Source organism: Nakamurella sp. PAMC28650 (assembly GCF_014303395.1).
Taxonomy (GTDB): Bacteria; Actinomycetota; Actinomycetes; order Mycobacteriales; family Nakamurellaceae; genus Nakamurella.
The window spans coordinates 2,295,933-2,314,648 of sequence record NZ_CP060298.1 but is presented as its reverse complement, the minus strand read 5'-3'; the positions used below and the strand labels follow the sequence as shown (position 1 = coordinate 2,314,648).

Annotated in this window: 18 protein-coding genes; 9 read left to right on the top strand and 9 right to left on the bottom strand. The window is 68.0% G+C overall.

Annotated features, from left to right (window positions below; all coding sequences use genetic code 11):
• Window positions 1-123: 123 nt before the first annotated feature.
• The 6 genes from H7F38_RS25965 to H7F38_RS10620 form a co-directional block, all read right to left on the bottom strand.
• Window positions 124-405, bottom strand: coding sequence for a hypothetical protein (locus tag H7F38_RS25965; protein ID WP_255498328.1), 282 nt, complete (start codon window positions 403-405; stop codon window positions 124-126).
• 69 nt (window positions 406-474) lie between these two features.
• Entirely contained in the window at window positions 475-2,163 is a 1,689-nt protein-coding gene (locus H7F38_RS10640) for a DUF6350 family protein (protein ID WP_187094021.1), read from the bottom strand.
• Between the two features lie 228 nt (window positions 2,164-2,391).
• A complete protein-coding gene (locus tag H7F38_RS10635) occupies window positions 2,392-3,501 on the bottom strand; it encodes a DUF5336 domain-containing protein (RefSeq protein ID WP_187094020.1) in 1,110 nt (369 codons plus the stop codon).
• Window positions 3,502-3,814: 313 nt separating this feature from the next.
• Entirely contained in the window at window positions 3,815-4,699 is an 885-nt protein-coding gene (gene sucD / locus H7F38_RS10630) for a succinate--CoA ligase subunit alpha (RefSeq protein ID WP_187094019.1), read from the bottom strand.
• 15 nt (window positions 4,700-4,714) lie between these two features.
• Window positions 4,715-5,887, bottom strand: a complete 1,173-nt coding sequence (gene sucC / locus H7F38_RS10625) for an ADP-forming succinate--CoA ligase subunit beta (RefSeq protein ID WP_187094018.1) — start codon at window positions 5,885-5,887, stop codon at window positions 4,715-4,717.
• Between the two features lie 234 nt (window positions 5,888-6,121).
• Window positions 6,122-8,116: a hypothetical protein gene (locus tag H7F38_RS10620; RefSeq protein ID WP_187094017.1), complete on the bottom strand. Its 1,995-nt coding sequence runs from the start codon at window positions 8,114-8,116 to the stop codon at window positions 6,122-6,124.
• 219 nt (window positions 8,117-8,335) lie between these two features.
• On the opposite strand from H7F38_RS10620, the gene H7F38_RS10615 reads away from it, so the two are divergent.
• The 5 genes from H7F38_RS10615 to H7F38_RS10595 all read left to right on the top strand — a co-directional run bounded on the left by H7F38_RS10615 (window position 8,336) and on the right by H7F38_RS10595 (window position 11,286).
• Complete coding sequence (locus tag H7F38_RS10615; protein WP_187094016.1) at window positions 8,336-8,698, top strand: hypothetical protein; 363 nt, start codon at window positions 8,336-8,338, stop codon at window positions 8,696-8,698.
• Window positions 8,691-9,182: a hypothetical protein gene (locus H7F38_RS10610; protein WP_222618585.1), complete on the top strand. Its 492-nt coding sequence runs from the start codon at window positions 8,691-8,693 to the stop codon at window positions 9,180-9,182. The genes H7F38_RS10615 and H7F38_RS10610 overlap by 8 nt, the downstream gene beginning before the upstream one ends.
• Before the next feature lie 302 nt (window positions 9,183-9,484).
• Window positions 9,485-9,655, top strand: coding sequence for a hypothetical protein (locus H7F38_RS10605; RefSeq protein WP_222618584.1), 171 nt, complete (start codon window positions 9,485-9,487; stop codon window positions 9,653-9,655).
• A 22-nt stretch (window positions 9,656-9,677) separates the two neighbouring features.
• On the top strand, window positions 9,678-10,853 hold the full coding sequence (locus tag H7F38_RS10600) for a flotillin family protein (RefSeq protein WP_187094015.1): 1,176 nt from the start codon (window positions 9,678-9,680) through the stop codon (window positions 10,851-10,853).
• Window positions 10,854-10,887: 34 nt separating this feature from the next.
• Window positions 10,888-11,286: a nuclear transport factor 2 family protein gene (locus H7F38_RS10595; protein WP_187094014.1), complete on the top strand. Its 399-nt coding sequence runs from the start codon at window positions 10,888-10,890 to the stop codon at window positions 11,284-11,286.
• A 329-nt stretch (window positions 11,287-11,615) separates the two neighbouring features.
• Here the strand turns inward: H7F38_RS10595 and H7F38_RS10590 are convergent, their stop codons facing one another.
• Entirely contained in the window at window positions 11,616-12,275 is a 660-nt protein-coding gene (locus tag H7F38_RS10590) for a class I SAM-dependent methyltransferase (protein WP_187094013.1), read from the bottom strand.
• Window positions 12,276-12,530: 255 nt separating this feature from the next.
• Here H7F38_RS10590 and H7F38_RS10585 point away from each other — a divergent pair, with 255 nt between their 5' ends.
• Window positions 12,531-12,983: a VOC family protein gene (locus tag H7F38_RS10585; protein WP_187094012.1), complete on the top strand. Its 453-nt coding sequence runs from the start codon at window positions 12,531-12,533 to the stop codon at window positions 12,981-12,983.
• Window positions 12,984-13,040: 57 nt separating this feature from the next.
• Here the strand turns inward: H7F38_RS10585 and H7F38_RS10580 are convergent, their stop codons facing one another.
• Window positions 13,041-14,012 carry an IS1595 family transposase gene (locus H7F38_RS10580; protein ID WP_187091336.1) on the bottom strand — a complete coding sequence of 324 codons (972 nt, stop codon included), beginning with the start codon at window positions 14,010-14,012 and terminating at the stop codon, window positions 13,041-13,043.
• A gap of 68 nt (window positions 14,013-14,080) precedes the next feature.
• On the opposite strand from H7F38_RS10580, the gene H7F38_RS10575 reads away from it, so the two are divergent.
• The gene (locus H7F38_RS10575) at window positions 14,081-14,710 is read left to right on the top strand and encodes an alpha-ketoglutarate-dependent dioxygenase AlkB (RefSeq protein WP_187094011.1); all 630 of its coding nucleotides are present in this window, start codon (window positions 14,081-14,083) and stop codon (window positions 14,708-14,710) included.
• Between the two features lie 4 nt (window positions 14,711-14,714).
• Here the strand turns inward: H7F38_RS10575 and pcrA are convergent, their stop codons facing one another.
• On the bottom strand, window positions 14,715-17,291 hold the full coding sequence (gene pcrA / locus H7F38_RS10570) for a DNA helicase PcrA (protein WP_187094010.1): 2,577 nt from the start codon (window positions 17,289-17,291) through the stop codon (window positions 14,715-14,717).
• Window positions 17,292-17,507: 216 nt separating this feature from the next.
• Between pcrA and H7F38_RS10565 the strand changes: the two genes are divergently transcribed.
• Window positions 17,508-18,041 (top strand): peptidase, encoded by a 534-nt coding sequence (locus H7F38_RS10565; RefSeq protein ID WP_187094009.1) that lies wholly within the window; start codon window positions 17,508-17,510, stop codon window positions 18,039-18,041.
• A gap of 288 nt (window positions 18,042-18,329) precedes the next feature.
• Window positions 18,330-18,647 (top strand): chorismate mutase, encoded by a 318-nt coding sequence (locus tag H7F38_RS10560; RefSeq protein ID WP_187094008.1) that lies wholly within the window; start codon window positions 18,330-18,332, stop codon window positions 18,645-18,647.
• The last annotated feature ends 69 nt before the right edge of the window (window positions 18,648-18,716 follow it).

The window sequence follows — 18,716 nt, the reverse complement described above, 5'->3', positions numbered from 1 at the left end:
GAAATCTTTCACGTCGTCGGCGGGTCGGCCACGCCAAGGGTAGAGCACGCCCGCCGGAGCCGTAGCGTCCTGCGAAGTGAGCGCTATCGCGCTCACTTCGCAGGACGCTGCGGCTCGACCTTGCTAGGCCCGGGACGCTCGCTGATCTGTGGGATTCCTCGGCTCCGGCCTCATCATGGTGGCCATCCCGCACAGTACGATGCCGCCCAGCAGGATGGGCCCGGCAATGATGCCCGCGATGCTCACGAAGATCGCGGGACCGGTATTGGAGGAGTTGGCGGCAACCGAGGCCGCGATGACGGGCCCGAGGAAACCGATGATGATCAAGGCGATCCCGGTGCGGCTGAGCCACTCGGCGCGGGTCGGGGGTTGGAATCCAGGCGCCGCCGGTGGAGGTTGTGTCATGGTGCAAGTGGAACATGCACGCACTGTCAGCGGACGGATCGACAGGCAGGTCCTTGCGCTCCGGGCCGCTCAGCCGGTGCGGCGGGGGGCGGCTCGACGGGACAGGCCCGCCGCCAGTGTGGCGTCAGGATCTTCCGCATCGACCAATTCGCCGGCCACTACGTCTTCCTCCCGAGGCGTCGGGATGCCCGAGGGCACGAACGGATCGGCCTCCACTGCAGTCGGCACCCGCTCGTCGACCGCTTCGTCGGACAAAACCTCGGTCTCGAGTGATCCAGGATCTTCCAACGGCCCTTGAACCGGCGGGGTCGGATCGACCTCGTCGTCGGCATTGTCCCCGGCGACATCCTCCTCGTCGACCGTCTCGTCCACGACAACATCATCCGTATCGGCCTGGACGACGGCCTCCTCGTCTACGGCGTCATCCACTGCGACATCGTTGACTGTGACCTCGTCCACTGTGACCTCGTCCACTGTGACCTCGTCCACTGCAGTGTCATCGACGGCCTCGTCGTCGACGGCGACATCGGTCGATGCGTCGGCCCCGTCGGCTGCATCCATGTCGGCGTCGACGAGGGTGACGACCTCTCGCGCCGGCACCTTGGCCAGCACGACCACTGCCGCGCTGATGACGCCGAACCCCGCGAGGACCACCAATCCGAACAGCACCGGCGGCACCCCGGTGTTCGACCACTCACCGCCGGTCACGCCGCCGGCGGCGACCTCGGCGACGACGGCTGACAGAACGGCAGCGAACAGGGCCGCTCCGCCGGCCGCGAACAGCCGGTCCCGGCGGGTGTCCAGTCGGCGTACCACCCCCCGTCCGATCAATGCCGCAGCCAGCACCGGGAAGACCAGGAGCAGCAGCGTGGGCCTGGCGAAGGCATGCCCGTCCGGGGCCGCGGTCAGCAGGGAGACGGCCGGCAACTCGACCGGCGAGGACCCGAACGGCGTGTAGGTACCGCTGCCGATGGTGAACCCGACGCCGGTGGAGTAGCCGGTCGCCGCGACGACGGCGTTCGGCAGGTAGGCGATGCCCAGCAGTGCCATGCCGAGGCCACCGGCCGCACCGGGCGCGGCCAGGGTCTGGACGGTGACGGAATGGCCGAAGGTCCGGATCAGCCCGATGACGAGGGTGACCGCTCCCCCACCGAGCAGGGCGACCACCGCCGCCGCGCCGCATCTGACCGCGACCGGAACCCACATCGGCACGCGGTCCAGCAGGAACGACCGCCAACCGTCGCTGCGGATCAGGGTTGCGACCCCCACCACGATCAGAGCCATCATCGCCGGCCGCCACCACTGGGCCGCCGAGACGGTCCCGCCACCGAATTCCGCGCCGATTCCGGTCACCACGACCGCCCACGACAGGGCCGACGTCGCAACAGCTGCACCTTCCTGATCGCGTCCACGGGCGACGAGCCGGCCTCGTCCGACCACCGTCGTCAGGAGAGCGACGACCACCAGCGTCAGCATGAGCGGTGGCAGGGTGAGCCCGGAACGTCCGATTTTCAGGGTCATGCCGTTGGCGGCCGCGAACGCGGAGATCCCGGCGCGCAGCAGGGGCAGAGGGCCACTTCCGGAACTCGGCGTCACCGCCCAGATCAGCAGGCCGAGCCCGCTGGTCAGGACGAATCCGGCCATCGCAGCCAGTGTTGTCTTCAGCGCGGTGGCAACCACCACGGCCACCGTCGAAGACCGGGGATCCTCGTCCAGGCTGCTCCCGGCCTCATCCGCGTCGACGTCGGTGAGGAACATGCCGCCAACCCTCACACGTTCGAGACGTCATTTCAGGTCTGCCACGCCGTTTCGGCTACGGATAGTCCAACTCTGCGTACGGTCGCCGTCTCCACCGTTCGGCATCCGGGTGGCGCCGTGGTCACCCTGCGGAGCGAGGACGACCAAGGGCGGGTGAGGTTCGCGCGAATGATCGCCCGAAACCGCACCCGCCCCGCTACCGGTCCACCTGTCCGTGGCGCCCCGCGATCAGAAGCGCACCTGCTGGGTGACGTCCGGTGGCGGACCGTCATCACGTCCGTGCTGGCCCGTGCCGGGACCGGTCTGCCCCGGGGTCGGTCCGGCCGCGCCGGGGACCTGGGGATCCGGGGAGGAGGGCGGGTACGGATTCGGGCTGTATCCGGTAGAGCCCTGACCGGCCGGAGGTGGGTAGGCACCGCTGCCGTAACCGCTGTAGGCCGGGGCGTCCGGGGTCTGGCCGGGGCCACCGCCCGAGGAGGGTCCGTATCCGCCGGTCCCGTATCCACCGAACCCGGCCGGGGCCGGCGGTGCGGCCGGACGCGCCGGGGCGCTGGGCGAGCCGGGATCGGCGGGACCGAACGACCCCGCAGACGGTGTCCTGACGGATCGGGATGCTCCGGTGCTCAGGAACCAGGCGTAACCGGCCGCCGCAGCCTGGAGGACGGCGACGACGAGCAGAAGGATCATGCCGATCCCGGTGGATGTGCTGTCCGAGACACCGCCGGCCGATGCGAACTTGTTCAACACGCCGCTGGTCGAGATCGCACCGATGGCACCGAGCAGCCCGGCCAGCGACAGCAGGGCGGTCGGGAGGAGGTATTCGCGTCCACCGGGGAGCGAGGGCGCGTAGGCCAGGAACCCGGCCAGCAGCATCAGGATCGGCAGGTAGGCCGGCCCGCCTCCGAACACCGTGATGCTGATCGACGGGCTACCGGGACTGCTGTAGCCGGAGAATTGCAGGAAGCCACAGATGAAGGCGAGGACCCCTAGGCCGAGCACCACCAGGGGAAGAATTCTGCCCACATCAGGCGGGGTCTTCGCCTGGGGCGGCGGGCCACCCCACTGCCCGGGCCCACCCTGCGCGAGCCCGCCCTGCGCCGGCCCACTCGGACCGGGCCCACTCTGCGCGAGCCCACCCTGCCCCGGCCCACCCTGCGCGGACTGCGCCGGAGGCTGGCCGTAGGGGGACGGCGCGGGTGCGCCGTAGGGGGATCCGCTCTGGGGCGCACCCCACGAGGGCCCGCCCGACGGGCCGTACTGACCCGGTCCCTGCTGACCCGGTGCCGGCTGGCCCGGTCCCTGCTGGCCGCTGCCCGGCGGTCCATATGGATTGCTCATCTCGCTCCACCTCTTCGTTCCGGTTATCACCCCGGGATCGCCCGTCGATCCCGATTTCCGTCCGATTCCGCCCGCACTGCGACACCCGCGTCGTCCGGACGGCGAATGTCCGCGGACGCTGCTCGAACCTATCCCAGGTCTCCGACCTGCATTCCACTCCCGGCAGATCTGCGAACGATGAATGAATTGTCCGTATTCACGCTTTTCGCCGGATTTCTGTCTCGCGACCCGCCGAAACGACGGAAGCCGGGAATCTCCCTGGGGAGTTCCCGGCTTCCATTCGAATCATTCGGTCCCGCCCACCCCGGTCGAGCTATCCGGCCAGTGCCTCGCGCAACAGGCGGGCGGCCTCGGACGGCGTCTTGCCGACCTTGACGCCGACGGCCTCCAGGGCCTCCTTCTTGGCTTGCGCAGTCCCCGCCGAGCCGGACACGATGGCGCCCGCGTGACCCATGGTCTTGCCCTCGGGTGCGGTGAAACCGGCCACGTAGCCGATCACCGGCTTGGTCACGTTGTCCTTGATGAAGGCCGCGGCGCGCTCTTCGGCGTCACCGCCGATCTCGCCGATCATCACGATGGCCTTGGTCTCGGGGTCCGCCTCGAACGCCGCGAGGGCGTCGATGTGGGTGGTCCCGATGACCGGGTCGCCGCCGATGCCGATCGCGGTGGAGAACCCGAGATCCCGGAGCTCGTACATCATCTGGTACGTCAGGGTGCCCGACTTCGACACCAGGCCGACCGGGCCCTTCTTGGTGATGTTGGCCGGCGTGATACCGACCAGCGACTCACCCGGGGTGATGATTCCCGGGCAGTTCGGGCCGATGATCCGGGTCTTGCTGCCTTTGCTGATCGCGTAGGCCCAGAACTCGGCCGAGTCCTGCACCGGGATGCCCTCTGTGATCACGACGAGGAGTGCGATACCGGCGTCGATGGCCTCGATGACGGCGGCCTTGGCGTGCGGCGGCGGCACGAAGATGATCGACACTGTCGCGCCGGTCTTCTCGACGGCCTCGACGACGGTCCCGAAGACGGGCAGCGTGACATCGCCGTGGCTGACGGTGGTTCCAGCCTTGCGAGCGTTCACGCCACCGACGACCTTGGTGCCGGCCTTCAGCATCAGTGCAGTGTGCTTGGTGCCCTCACCGCCGGTGATGCCCTGGACGATGACCTTGGAATCGGCGTTCAGATAAATCGACATGAGTTGTCCAGTCCCTTATTTCGAAGCCGCGTAAGCGAGTTCTGCTGCTTTGTCGGCTCCTTCGTCCATGGTGTCGGCCAGCGTGACGAGCGGGTGGGCGGCGGCGGCCAGGATGCGGCGGCCCTCCTCGACGTTGTTGCCGTCCAGACGCACGACGAGCGGCTTGTTGGCTTCGTCACCGAGGATCTCCAGCGCCTGCACGATGCCGTTCGCGACCGCGTCGCAGGCGGTGATGCCACCGAAGACGTTGACGAACACGGCGCGCACATCCGGGTCACCCAGGATGATCTCGAGTCCGTTGGCCATCACGGCGGCACTTGCCCCGCCTCCGATGTCCAGGAAGTTGGCCGGCTTGACACCGCCGTGCTTCTCCCCCGCGTAGGCCACGACGTCGAGCGTGGACATGACCAGTCCGGCGCCGTTGCCGATGATGCCGACCTCGCCGTCGAGCTTGACGTAGTTGAGGTTCTTCTCCTTGGCCGCGACCTCGAGCGGGTTCTCCGCTGCGTTGTCGACGAAGGCCTCGTGTTCGGGGTGACGGAACGATGCGTTGTCGTCCAGTGACACCTTGCCGTCGAGCGCCAGCACGACGCCCTCCGGGGTCTTCACCAACGGGTTGACCTCGACCAGCGTGGCGTCTTCCTTCACGAAGACGTCCCACAGCTTGATCAGCACGCTCTCGACCTGGTCGACCACCTCGGCCGGGAACCTTCCGGCCACTGCGATCTCGTGCGCCTTCGCTGCGTCGACACCGACCAACGCATCGACGGCGATCCGTGCGAGGGCTTCCGGCCGCTCCACCGCGAGTTCCTCGATCTCCATGCCGCCGTCCTTGCTGGCCATCGCCAGGTAGGTGCGGTTGGACCGGTCGAGCAGGAAGGAGACGTAATACTCCTCGGCGATGTCGGCGGCCTCGGTGACCAGCACCGTCCGGGTGATGTGGCCCTTGATGTCCAGACCCAGGATCGCCTCGGCGTTCTTGCGCGCGGCGGCCGCGTCGGGCGAGAACTTCACGCCACCGGCCTTGCCGCGGCCGCCGACCTTGACCTGGGACTTGACCATGACGGCCTTCCCGTACTTCTCGGCGATCGCCACCGCTTCTTCGACGGTGGTGGCCGTCTCCCCCAGCGTGCCGGGGACGCCGTGCTTCGCGAAGAGTTCCTTCGCCTGGTACTCGTACAGATCCACGTGTGCTCCCGAAATCCTCGACCTGGAATCCCACATCTTGAAGTCGTGGGTGATTGCTGTTGTGCAGCGGGGCGCTGGGGTCCGGCGCGTGGACCGGTATCAACCCGGGCGCGTCGTGGACTGCCACGTGACCCTACTGGCCGGGACTTTGTGGAAGCACATCAACCCTGGTGAGCTATCCCACGAGTGATCTGAGCCGCATGTTCTCGGCCACCGCCGCTCGGCCGGGGCGGACTACCGGCGTTGTCGACCGGCGGCCGGCCGGCCACCTGGCTTCGGCGGCGCGGATTTCTTGCCGGACGGTTGGATGCGGCCGCGCCGGGCGACGGCGGCCGGATCGATCATCCTGATCCTCAGGGTCAGCAGGGCCAGAGCAGCGGCGCCGAGGACGAAGACGGCGACCGCGACATAGCCGGCGACCAGACCTGCCTGCACGCCGAAACCGTCCTGGGCCCGGACGGACGCAGGGATGACCAGTCGGACGGCCATCAGCGCAGCGCCCGCCAGGGCGAACGCGATCGCCCCGGACACCGACGTCGCGCGGGCGGCCATCCAGCCTGCGGCGATGACCCCCGCTGCGAGCGCGAGCACTCCCCAGGAGTTGACCTGGTACCCGACCAGCGCGGTGGCGGACGTCGACTGGATGCTCCGGTAGACCGGCAGCACCAACGCGAGAACGGTCACCACCGTCATCGCGCTGGCCACCCAAGCGCCCCTGGCACGGGCCGTGGCCAGGGTGTCGTCGTCGACCACGACAGCCGAGGAATCCACTGCCTGTCGACTGGCTGCGGAGGACACCGCGAGTACTGCAACACCCAGGGCGATACCGACCACTCCGAGCCAGAGGCCTGGCCCAGCAGTCCATCTCGGTGCCGCGAACCCCGCGTTGGGAACGGAGGCACTGTTCACCAACTGCCCGAGGATGTAGAGCGACTGGGTCACCGCGAAGATCATCCCCACCCAGCCGACCGAGGCGATCGCGCGCCCGGACCGGCGCAGGACGGGTACCAGCCACAGAAGTCCGCCGATCAAGGGGATGACCGCGGCCACCAGGAACGGTGCGGCCTGCGGTGCGGAGAGGTCGCCCCTGGACACCGGTGTCGGGACGACGCCACCGTTGAAGCTCAGCTGGGGCGAGCGCCAGGCCGCGAAACCGGCGGCGGCGACCAGGAGCGTCAGCAGCGCTCCGACGATGTCGAGTGTCCGCAGGGACCGGGGAGATGGCTCGTCGTCGTCATCCTGCACCGGCCGTGGCCTGGCCAGCAGGCCTGCGGCGGCGAGCACCACTGCACTCAGCAGTCCGAGACCGACGGTGGGGTTGAGCCGGACGGGAGCGCTCGTGGCGCGCACGGCCACCGCCGTCAGGAACGGGACGGCCGCCCCGATGGCGACCCCACCGAGCAAGGCGAACGCGACCTGACGCGGGAGCACAGCACCGGCCAACACCGCCACCGTGCCGACCAGCGCCGCCGCGAGGGCGGCCGCGATGCCCAGCAGGCCGATCTCGGGGGGAAGGTAGCGATTCGCCAGGTAGCCGCCCTCGTAGGGCAACCCGAGCGAGGCGATCAGGATGCCGAGCACGCCGACGAAACCGGCGAAGATCAGCCATTTGTTGCGCTGCGGGGCACCCCCGGTGCCGTCGAACTGGTCGAAGTCGGCGGCCCGGACCGAATCTGCCGACTCCAGCGCGTCGGCGAGCAATTCTGCGCCCGAACCGTCGGCCTCCGGCTCGATCGGTCCGGCATCGAAGATCGGTGCGGAGCGGAACGCCAGGCCGTTGCCCAGCCGGCGGGCGGCCAGGACCCCGGCCGCCAGCATGACGACGTCGCCGACCACCACCACCGACGCTCCGGGTGCTGAGCTGAAGGGTTGGGCCCGATCGGTGAGCTCGTAGAACAACTCCGGCCGGATCGTGGTGTTCGCACTGGTCAGCAGGTCGAGATCGGACAGGATCCTGGCCACCGCGACCATTCCCGCTCCGGCCGATACAGCCAGGGACAGCGCCGGTCTCCACCCGGCGAGCAGCAGCGCGAGCACCCCTGGCAGCAGCACCGTCCAGACCGCACCGGAGGCCACCCCGAGCACCGACCGGTCGTAGGCACGGGCCACCCCGAGGACGCCGCCGATCCCGACCAGGGCGGCGCCGGCGATCAGCACGAGGGCATGTCCGACCGCCGGGCCCCGTCGCAGCGAACGGGCGACGGCGGGGGCGGTCTGCGCGAGGGACATCAGGGTGCACTCGATCCGTCGGACCCGGCCGGCCTGATCGCAGGCGGGATTGTCTTCTCGGGCTGGGCACCATTCACGGTGATGACCGTAGCAACGCGGAGCGGCCGGAATCGGTTACCGTCGCTGGTCGCGGTCCATAGTGTGTCGAGCAGTTCTCGACCCACCGGGGCCCGGCACCGCCTGCCCGTCCCGAAGGTCCCGACGCGAGGAGATGACGCCGTGATCGATGCCCTGGCGTACAGCCTGGTGGGCGTGGGTCTGCTGCTCGGCGCGTGGTGCGGCATCCAGGCCGCTCGCGACCGGGCGACCGACACCGCGCTGATGATCGCCGCGATCGTGGTGGAGCTGGCCCTGCTGGTCCAGACGGTGGTGGCGGTGGTCCGGTTGAGCGGGACGCACCTGACCGAACCGGTCACCTTCCTGGCCTATGCAGTCGGCATCCTGCTTCCGCTGCCGCTCGGCTTCTACCTGGCCCGGATCGAGCGCACGAGATGGGGCTCGATCACCCTGGGTTTCACGGCGGTCGTCGCCGGGGTGATGACGCTGCGCCTCCTGCAGATCTGGCGGTCCGACCTTGGCTGAGCCGAGTGCCGCTGATTTCGACGCCGGACCGACCGGCGGGGGCGTTGTCGAGGGTCCCGTTCCCAATGGGACCGTTCCGGGCGGGGCCGAACCGCCGCCCACCGGGCCACGGCGCATCCTGATCGCCCTCTACTCGATCTTCGCGCTGGCAGCGACCGCCCGTGGCATCGTCCAGTTGTCCACCACCTTCCACACGGCGCCGCTGGCGTACGTGCTGTCGTTGTGCTCGGGGATCATCTACATCGCTGCCGCCATCGGACTGGTCACCGACCGATCCTGGTCGCGTTTTGTGGCCTGGGGTGCCTGCGGCACCGAACTGGTCGGCGTGCTGGTGATCGGTACCGCCTCGCTGATCGACCGCGGTGCCTTCCCCCACGACACCGTGTGGTCGCGATTCGGTAGCGGGTACGGCTATTTCCCGGTGCTGCTGCCGCTGCTGGGCCTGATGTGGCTCTGGTACAGCCGCCCCGGCGCCGACGACTGACAGCCGACCCGCGAGGAGCGCAGCAGCCTGTCGGTGTCTCGGCGAAGCCTGCGGCGGTCGCCCCCTTTCGAAGGGGAGAGGATCCGCCGGCTGTCTGTGACCCAGCAGACAGCGATTTACCCTGAGGCCCCATTTACAAGCGACGGCGTCGGCGTAACTTCGACTTCAGGCCGAGCGCCTGATGTTCGACAGTTGTTTCGACAGGAGAACCGCCGCAGGTGAGTGGGGACACGTTTCCGGGGCACACGTCCGGAAGTCCACGATTACACGACTCGCAGAGCCCCGTCGGGAAGATCGGCAGAGTGACGGTGCCGATTCCGACCGGAGGCCTTGGCGAAATTCTTGTGTCGGTGCGCGGAGGGTCCGAAGCCTTCGCCGCCCTTTCTGATCGGCCGATCCGCAAGAACACACCTGTCCTCGTCGTCGATATGGCCTCGGCCCGGACGGCGATAGTCGTCGCCGCAAACCTTTGACGGTCCTGGAAGGGATCCCACCATGTTCTTCTGGCATGTTCCTGCCCCCAACGAGGCATTGCTGATCTCCGGATCGAAGCGTCAGACGCAGGACACCCAATTCCGGATCGTCACCGGTCACGGAAGTTTCGTCGTTCCGATCAAGCAGAAGGCCCGGATTCTGTCGCTGGCTCTGCTGGAGGCCGAGATCAAAGAGGACTGCGTGACGAATCAGGGTATTCGTCTCAACATCCAGGCCGTAGCGGTTTTCAATGTCGGTGACGACTTCGTCTCCATCGCCAATGCCGCCCGTCGTTTCCTCTCGGAGCAGAGTCGGATGGAAGAATTGATCGGCCGCATCTTCGCCGGCCACCTCAGGTCCATCGTCGGCGCATTGACGGTGGAGGAGCTGATCCGGGAACGGGACCGGGTCGCCCAGGAGGTGAAGGACGGCAGCCACGCCGAGATGGAAAAGCTCGGGATCGTGGTCGATGCCGTGCAGATCCAGGAAATCGCCGACGCCACCGGATACATCAGCAATCTCGCCGCACCGCATGCGGCGGCCGTTGCGAGTCAGGCTCGTATCGCTGCCGCGCGGGCCGATCAGGAGGCAGCCGAGCGGGAACAGCAGGCGGCCGCATTGAAAGCCGAATATGAACGCGACACCGAGATCAAGCGCGCCGGTTTCCTCGCCGAAACCGACCGGGCCAGGGCGCAGTCCGCCCAGGCGGGACCTCTGGCCCAGGCCCAGGCGGCCCAGCAGGTCATCGAGCAGCAGACCGCGCTGGCGCAGCGTCAGGCCGAGTTGGCCGCCCAGCGGCTGGAGGCCGAAGTACGTCGGCCGGCGGATGCGGAGGCCTACCGCCGCACCACGTTGGCAACCGCGGATGCGACGACTGTTCGCGCCCAGGCCGATGGCGCCGCCTACGCCGAACGGGTCCTGGCCCAGGCCCAGGCCGAGGCGAACTCGGCCCGCGCGGCTTCCCTCGAGGGCGGCAACCAGGAGCTGATCGCCGCGAACCACCTCGTCGAGGTGCTGCCCGCCCTGGTGGAGGCGGCAGCCAGGGGCATTGCGCAGTCGAACCTGACCATCGTCAACGGGGCCGAGGGTGTTTCGGAGATGGTGACGGGCATCGTCGGCCAGGGCCTGTCGATCCTGGAGGCGCTCAAGCCGAAGTTGAAGGAGCACCCGGCGCTGGCGTCCGTCGCGGTCAGGTAGTCAGCGGTCCGGCACGTCTTTGTAGGGTGAGCAGATGACCCGCGCCGAGACCCTCGCCGTCGCCCGTCGCTACCTGCAGGCGGTCGAGAACGGATCCGTCGACGCCCTCCGGACCCACCTGACGACCGACTTCGTCCAGCGCGAATGGCCGAACCCGATGTCGCCGCAGGGTGCGAGCCGCAACCTCCCGGAAGTTCTCCAGGCCGCCGAGCAGGGCCGGGAAGTGGTCGGGGATCAGGTGTTCCAGATCGCCACCGAGGCGGTCGACGGCGATCAGGTCATCATGGAGGTGAACTGGAGCGCAACGTTGCTGGTCGACTTTCCCAGCGCGACCGCCGGCACCCGCATCCGGGCCAGGATGGCGATCTTCCTGACGATCCGCGACGGCCGGGTCAGCGCACAGCACAACTACGACTCCTACCTCCCCGATTGACCCCGGTGGCCCAGCCCGGGTCCCCTCCCGCGTGGATCGGCCCCCTGCGGCATGGATCAAAGTCGCAGGCATGGCTCAAGGTTGCGAATTTGGGGCGGGTGGGACAGAAGTCGACCACTTCGTCCATGCAGAGCCGCTGCAGACGGCCGGCGCGCACCCGGCCCGGTCTCACAGCCGGAACGGGAGCGTGGCCAGGTCAGCTTGTGTTGCTCGTCGTCGACGATTCGTTCCTGCTGCAAGGTGGACACTCTCGAGTCCTCCTCGGTCGACTGCGGGGATTCGCGAGGTAGGACGCACTCCATAGGAGATCTTGACGGCGGCTCGAAGATCTACTGCGGTGTCGCCCCATGCGGGCGGCGAGCCAGTAGGAACGCCTGCTGGGACTTCTCTCGGTCGCCCGGTTCTCGGATCAATCGGGCCTCGTGGGTGAACCCGGCGGCGGTGAGCATCCGGACGATCCCGTCGGGCGGCAGCCGATAGGCCTCCAGAGAGATGTCGTGGCCGTAGGCGTGCGAGAGGTGTCGAGGTTCGTCCCCGACCTGGAAGGCCAGCAACAGCACGCCGCCGGGAGCCAGCACCCGGTGGAACCCGGCAAAGACCGAAGGCAGAAGCTGCGGCGGCGTGTGGATGATCGAGTACCAGGCGACGACCCCGCCGAGCGAGCCGTCCGCGAGCGCGAGATCGGTCATCGATCCCACGTCGAACCGCAATCGCGGGTACGCCCGGCGCGCCACCGCGACCATCTCCGGCGACAGGTCGATCCCGAAGATCTCCAGCCCGAGCGAATCGAGATGATCCGTCACCCGACCAGGACCGCAACCGATGTCGGCGACGACACCGAGGTGCGGCTCGACCAGCTCGGCAAAGGCGCCCAGCATGGCTCGATCGAACGGGCTCTTCGCCAACTCGCCGTCCAAAAGTTCTGCGTAGTCGGCTGCGACGAGGTCGTAGGCGACCCTGGTCGCGCTCATGAACGACGGTTCGGACATGCGCCGCACGGTAGCGGCAGCCCCCGACACCGGCGATGGGGCCATGCTGCCCGCCCGGGTGCCGTCCAGTGCTGAGAGTGAAGGTCTCGGTCCCCCGACTACGGGGAGCGAGACCTTCGTAATCGCCACCTGCGAAGCGATCCAGAAAATGACCGGCCAGGGAGCGCGCCGCAAGCCACCCGGGCCACCGAAACTCTGGCCGCTCCGGTATCGGTGCGGTGGCCCCGTTCGGTGGCAGGTGCCAGCATGGCGGGCATGACCGCACAGTTCCAGATCACCGTCGACTGCCTCGAGCCCGGCATTCTTGTCCCGTTCTGGGTGGAGGCCCTGCAATACGTCGTCGAGCCGACCCCCAACGGGCTGCCGACGTGGAACGAGCACTGGCGCAGCATCGGCGTACCCGAGCACGAGTTGCCCACCGATCGGGACGCCGCGGACTCGATCGTGGATCCGACCGGCCGCGGACCCCGCATCTGGTTCCAGCAGGTCCCAGAGGCGAAGGCGGTGAAAAACCGGCTCCACCTGGACATCAAGGTCGGCGGCGGACGGTCGGTACCGTTGCCCGAACGTCGGGAACGGGTCTTCCGCGAGGCCGATCGACTCATCGCCCTGGGCGCGACGCGGTTGCGGGTGATCGAGGGCGGTGGTGTCGACCACGTCGGCGTCGTGCTGCAGGACCCGGCCGGCCACGAATTCTGCATCGCCTGAACGTCAGGTCCGTCGAATCACCAGTACACCTGTACTGGGTAGCTGCTTGAGTAAAGTTCAGAACGGGACGTCCACTGCTGCAACAGGATTGCGCAGTTCAGCGAGCGGGTGTGGGTCTGTGTTCACGGCCTGCTGCAACAGTCGGTAGAACAAAAGCCCGCGACTCTTCGAGGTGCGTCGGTTGAACCGGAATGTGTATTCGTCCAGGTAGTAGGCCAGGTGCTCCTGGGAGACCGCGTAATGCAGGGTGCCGGTCAGCCAGCGTTTGAGCAGCGAGGCGACCATGTGGACGCCGGGGAGGTTGATGTGGGCGGGCTCGGCGCTGTCGGTCCCGACGAACGCGACGTGCTCGTAGCCGGCCGCGGTCAGCTTCTTCAGGTAGTTGGCGCCATCGGTTCTGACCGTTGATCCTTTGGCGATGACGCGGTCGGCGAAGCCGAGCATGCTGACCGATCGGGCTGTCTCGGCCAGCTCGATGCGGACCCTGCCCAGCTTGCGGCCGGGGATCGATTCCACTGCGATCATCGCCGCGGTGTGGTCCTTCACGCCGCCTGCGCGGCCGCGAGACTCGTTGCCGATGAACACTTCATCTAACTCCACCACACCGGAGAGCAACTCCCGCTCGGGGCGGACCATCGCCCGGCGTAGCTTCTGCAGCCACGCCCACGCTGTTTCGTAGGATCCGAAACCCAGCACCCGCTGCAGACCTTGCGCGGACATCCCGTTCTTCTGCGAGGTGATGAACCAGATCGCCGCGAACCACGTCGACAGCGGCGTCCGGAGCCGGTGGAAGATCGTGCCGGCGGTCACCGACGTCTGCCGGCCACACCTGGTGCACATCCATTTCGCCTTCGCCGTACGCCAACCGCCGGGCGCCCCGCACACCGGACACACAAACCCCTGGGGCCACCGCAGACGCTCCAGATACGCCAGACACGACGAGTCATCCGGGAACCACTCCAGCAACTCCTGAAAGGTCCGGGGGTAATCGACACCACCGACCGGGTAGGCACACACTGGCTCTGACATGGCCAAATACAACTTGACTCAAGCAGCTACCCAGTACACCTGTTCGATGACGGGCTAGGGTGTGCACCATGATCCGCAGCTACCAACCGTCGATGTTCGATGTCGGCCAGCACCCGGAACTGACGGTGCTGGCCGGTCGGGTCGAACGGACCCAGCTCACCGACGGCGCCTGGGTCGATCGCCTACCGGCCTGGCTCCAGGGCTCCGACGAGGTACTGGACGCACTGCTGGACACGGTGCCCTGGCGGGCCGAACGACGGCAGATGTACGACCGGGAGGTCGACGTCCCCCGCCTGCTCAGCTGGTACGCCGACGACGAGACGCTCCCCCATCCCGTGCTGGCCATGGCCAGGGACGCGTTGACCGGCTACTACGAACCAGAACTGCGCGAACCGTTCCGGACGGCCGGGTTGTGCCTCTACCGCGACGGGCGGGACAGCGTGGCCTGGCACGGCGACACCATCGGACGGGGATCGCACACCGACACGGTGGTCGCCATCCTGTCCGTCGGCGCCGAGCGACCCCTGCACCTGCGACCCAGGTCGGGCGGCCGCGGACTGAAGGTTCCAATCGGTCACGGAGATCTCGTGGTGATGGGTGGTTCGTGCCAGCGGACCTGGGAGCACGCGATCCCGAAGACGGCCAGGCCGGTCGGGCCGCGGGTCAGCATCCAGTTCCGACCGGCCGGCGTCTCCTGATCGGTCAGAGCTTGCTCATCGGCACGCCGCCGATCAGCATCAGCCGGATCGTGCCGGCCGTACCGAAGTCGATGGTCGCCGTGGCCGTGGGACCGGAGCCCGACACCACCGTCACCTTGCCCAACCCGTACTTGTCGTGATTGACCCTGTCCCCCACAGCGAGTTGCAACGGTGGACGGGTCGCGCGGGCTCCGCCGATCTGACCGAACCGCGACGCCGAGACCGGCGCCGACCGGGACGAACGGGAGTCGTAGCCGGAATAGTTGCTCGATCCACCCGACCCCCAGTTCGGGGACCGATAGTCGGCCGAGCCGGACACATATGGATCGCGCGCCGGTGCAAGCCGCCGCCAATCGATGAGCTCTTCGGGGATGTCGTCCAGGAACCGTGACGCCGGATACGAATTGGCCTGTCCCCAGGCCGATCTCGTGACGGCGCGCGACAGATACAGTCGCTCGCGCGCCCTGGTGATGCCGACGTAGGCCAGTCGCCGCTCCTCGGCCAGCTCGCGATCGTCGGAGAACGCCCGCTGGTGCGGAAAGATGCCGTCCTCGAGTCCCGTCATGAAGACCACCGGGAATTCCAGGCCCTTGGCGGTGTGCAGTGTCATCAGGGTGACGACGCCGTCGGCCGAATCGGGGATGGAGTCGGCGTCCGCGACCAGCGAGATCTGCTCGAGAACCGCGGCCAGCAGCTCGTTTCCAGCGGCGGGCGGGTCGACTGCAGGGGCATCGGCATCCCCGACGACCACGGCGCCTCCGCCGCCCAGCAACAGCTCTGCGTTCTCCCGGAGCACCGTCACCAGCTGGTCGAGGTTCTCCACCCGGGAGAAGTCCTGCGGATCGTCGGAGCCTTCCAGTTCGGCCCGATAACCCGTCTGGTCCAAGACCGCGGTCAACACCTCGGCAGGCTCGGCGCCACCGGCCACCAGCGACCGCAGCCCACTCATGAGATCGTTGAACGCCATCACCGACTTGGCCGAACGCGTTGCCATCATTGGCATCTCGGCGACGCGGACCAAAGCGTCCGCGAAGGCGATGCGTTCCTGCTCGGCGAACACCACGACGGTCGCCTCGGCGCGGTCGCCGATCCCACGCTTGGGGGTGTTCAGGATCCGGCGGAGGGAGACCTCGTCGTCCGGATTGGCGATCGCCCGCAGGTAGGCCAGTGCGTCGCGGATCTCGCGGCGCTCGTAGAACCGGACCCCGCCGACGATCCGGTACGGCATCCCGGTGCGGACGAAGACGTCCTCGATCGCTCTGGAGGCCGAGTTGGTCCGGTAGAAGATCGCCACGTCGCCGAAGCGCACCTGCGACTCGTCGACCAGCGCATCGATCTCCTTGCCGATGAACTGGGCTTCCTCGTACTCGTTGTCGCCGACGTACCCGACGATGAGCTGCCCGGCGCCCTGCGCGGTCCACAGATTCTTCGCGCGGCGCTCGGTGTTGCGGGAGATGACCTGGTTCGCGGCCGAGAGGATCGTCTGGGTCGACCGGTAGTTCTGCTCGAGCAGGATGGTCCTGGCATCCGGGTAGTCCCGCTCGAATTCGGTGATGTTGCGGATGGACGCACCGCGGAACGCGTAGATGGACTGATCGGCGTCACCGACCACGACCAGCTCGGCCATCGGGATCGGCGAGACCGGCTCCCGCACGAGAACCCCGTCGGCGTCCCACTTCTCCTTGATCTCGCCCCCGACCAACTCACGGACCAGCATGTACTGCGCGTGGTTGGTGTCCTGGTATTCGTCGACCAGTACATGACGGAAGCGCCGACGGTAGTGCTCGGCCACCGCGGGCAGTCGCTGCAGGAGCGACACGGTCTCCATGATCAGGTCGTCGAAGTCGAACGCCGACGCCGTACGCAGGCGGGCCTGGTAGCCGGTGTAGAGCTCGGCCACCATCCTGGCGAGATCCGAGTCGGCCCGCTCGGTGGCCGCCACCGGATCGATCAACTCGTTCTTCAGGTTCGAGATCGCGCCGGCCAGCGTCCGTGCCGACACCTTCTTGGTGTCGATGTTGAGGTCGGAGGCGACCATCTGCACCAGCCGTTGGGAGTCGGCCGAGTCGTAGATCGTGAAGCTGGAGCGGACGCCGATGTGGGTGGCCTCCGCGCGCAGGATGCGCACGCACATCGAGTGGAAGGTCGAGACCCACATCGCCCTGGACCGCGCACCGATCATGTCCGCGACCCGCTCGCGCATCTCGGAGGCGGCCTTGTTGGTGAAGGTGATGGCCAGGATCTCGCCCGGATGCGCGCCGCCGGCGGCCAGCAGGTAGGCGATCCGCCTGGTCAGCACCCTGGTCTTGCCCGAGCCTGCTCCGGCAACGACCAGCAACGGAGCACCACGGTGTTCGACGGCGGCCCGCTGCTGCGGGTTCAGACCGGCCAGCAACTCCTCGGTGGCCTGGTGTCTGGCCTTCTCCGCCCGCTGCCGCGACTCCGCCGCCTGCTTCTGGGCCTGGGCCACCAGTCGTTGCTGGGGCGTCAGGCCGACGGTTGCCGACCCCTCGGCACTCCCACCCGTCGGAGCGGTCGGGGGCTGGGCAGACCCGGCGGGCAGGTCGAACAGGCTATCCATGTCGGTGTTCAAACTACCGGCTGCCACCGACACCGGGACCGCTCTCCGGGTCGCGCGCTCGTCCCGGATCACCGAGCGTGAGGAACGCGACGAATCTGGCACTCGTGTCCCCTTGTGTGCCAGACCACTTTGGCCGCACCATGAACATCATCGCTACGCCGTACGTGTGAACGTCAGTCGTCGCGACTACCTCGAAGTGCGATTCGGAGGTTGGCCATGAATGATTCATCGTCACGCTCGGTGCAGATTTCCGCTTTCGAATCGGCCGGTGCGCTCAGCGGATTCGTGGTGTCCGGCCGGTGGCCGGAGAACACCCTCGAGTGGGTCAAATTCCTGGTGATCGCGGTGCGGGTGGCCAGCGTGCCCGGGCTGCTACCGGTCACCACGGTGTTCCGGGTCCGCGAGGAACTGCCGGACGAACCACAACCCGGAACCGTCGGACTCGTCCTGGCCGAAGGGCCGCTGATCGGCGAGCATGCCCTGATTCCCGGCCAGTTCGGCGAGCCCCAGCCGTCCGGGCTGCTGGTGCTGCACCCGCCGTCGGAGACCAAGCCGTCGCTACCGGAGTACGACGGGGTGGCCTCCGGCTGCGTCTACCTACCCGGGCTGCCGCACCTCGGTCTCGATCACCGGGCCGGCTGGGCGGAGGCCGACCACACCGGCGCGGTCACCAGCATGCGCGGCCGGGCCGGGATCGATCCGATGGATGACGCCGACACCGCCGTGCTGGCCATGCTTCTGGCCGCCTGACGTCGCGTTCGGAGCGGGTCGGTGCAAGGCCGCGCCCCGACGGGAACTCGGTGAACAGCCGAAGGTGTCCTCCCATTCCGTGGAACGATCCGCGTCCGGACACTGGGCGACGTCGAGGTCGATGTGGTCTACTTCTTGTCATGACCTACCGCCAGTTGTATTTCGGGTACCGGATCCCGGTGCCCGTCAGCCGCTGAACCAATCGCCACGACGACGCCCCGAGGTCCCACCGGACCCGGGGTTTTTTCTTGCCGGGACACCGTGGGGGCGGGGCAGAATGAGGACATCATGACCAGCACACCCCAGACCCCCGCTGACGCCGCCCCGGCGGACGCCGCCGAGATACCTGTTCCGCAGGATCAGGCGGGCATCGACGTGCTCCGTCTGGAGATCGACGCGATCGACGCCGAACTGGTGCGTCTGATCCAACGGCGAACCGCCATCTCGGGTGCGATCGGCACCGCGCGCAAATCGCTCGGCGGTCCCCGGATCGTCTACAGCCGGGAGATGGCCATTCTCGAGCGCTTCCGCGAACTCGGCCCGTCCGGGACGGACCTCGGCATGATGCTGTTGTCCATGGGCCGCGGCCGCCTGGGCCGCCGGTAGTCCTCACCGGCAGACCGCGTGGGCGAACTCGTGGACTTCCGACCCACTCGCCGGCTCATTGATCCGCGC

Coding starts and splice junctions, on each gene's coding strand:
- H7F38_RS10595 (WP_187094014.1), top strand. CDS start 10,888: ATGACCCGCGCCGAGACCCTCGCCGTCGCCCGTCGCTACCTGCAGGCG.
- H7F38_RS10565 (WP_187094009.1), top strand. CDS start 17,508: ATGAATGATTCATCGTCACGCTCGGTGCAGATTTCCGCTTTCGAATCG.
- H7F38_RS10600 (WP_187094015.1), top strand. CDS start 9,678: ATGTTCTTCTGGCATGTTCCTGCCCCCAACGAGGCATTGCTGATCTCC.
- H7F38_RS25965 (WP_255498328.1), bottom strand. CDS start 405: ATGACACAACCTCCACCGGCGGCGCCTGGATTCCAACCCCCGACCCGC.
- H7F38_RS10590 (WP_187094013.1), bottom strand. CDS start 12,275: ATGTCCGAACCGTCGTTCATGAGCGCGACCAGGGTCGCCTACGACCTC.
- H7F38_RS10580 (WP_187091336.1), bottom strand. CDS start 14,012: ATGTCAGAGCCAGTGTGTGCCTACCCGGTCGGTGGTGTCGATTACCCC.
- H7F38_RS10585 (WP_187094012.1), top strand. CDS start 12,531: ATGACCGCACAGTTCCAGATCACCGTCGACTGCCTCGAGCCCGGCATT.
- H7F38_RS10560 (WP_187094008.1), top strand. CDS start 18,330: ATGACCAGCACACCCCAGACCCCCGCTGACGCCGCCCCGGCGGACGCC.
- sucD (WP_187094019.1), bottom strand. CDS start 4,699: ATGTCGATTTATCTGAACGCCGATTCCAAGGTCATCGTCCAGGGCATC.
- H7F38_RS10620 (WP_187094017.1), bottom strand. CDS start 8,116: ATGTCCCTCGCGCAGACCGCCCCCGCCGTCGCCCGTTCGCTGCGACGG.
- H7F38_RS10635 (WP_187094020.1), bottom strand. CDS start 3,501: ATGAGCAATCCATATGGACCGCCGGGCAGCGGCCAGCAGGGACCGGGC.
- H7F38_RS10575 (WP_187094011.1), top strand. CDS start 14,081: ATGATCCGCAGCTACCAACCGTCGATGTTCGATGTCGGCCAGCACCCG.
- pcrA (WP_187094010.1), bottom strand. CDS start 17,291: ATGGATAGCCTGTTCGACCTGCCCGCCGGGTCTGCCCAGCCCCCGACC.
- H7F38_RS10640 (WP_187094021.1), bottom strand. CDS start 2,163: ATGTTCCTCACCGACGTCGACGCGGATGAGGCCGGGAGCAGCCTGGAC.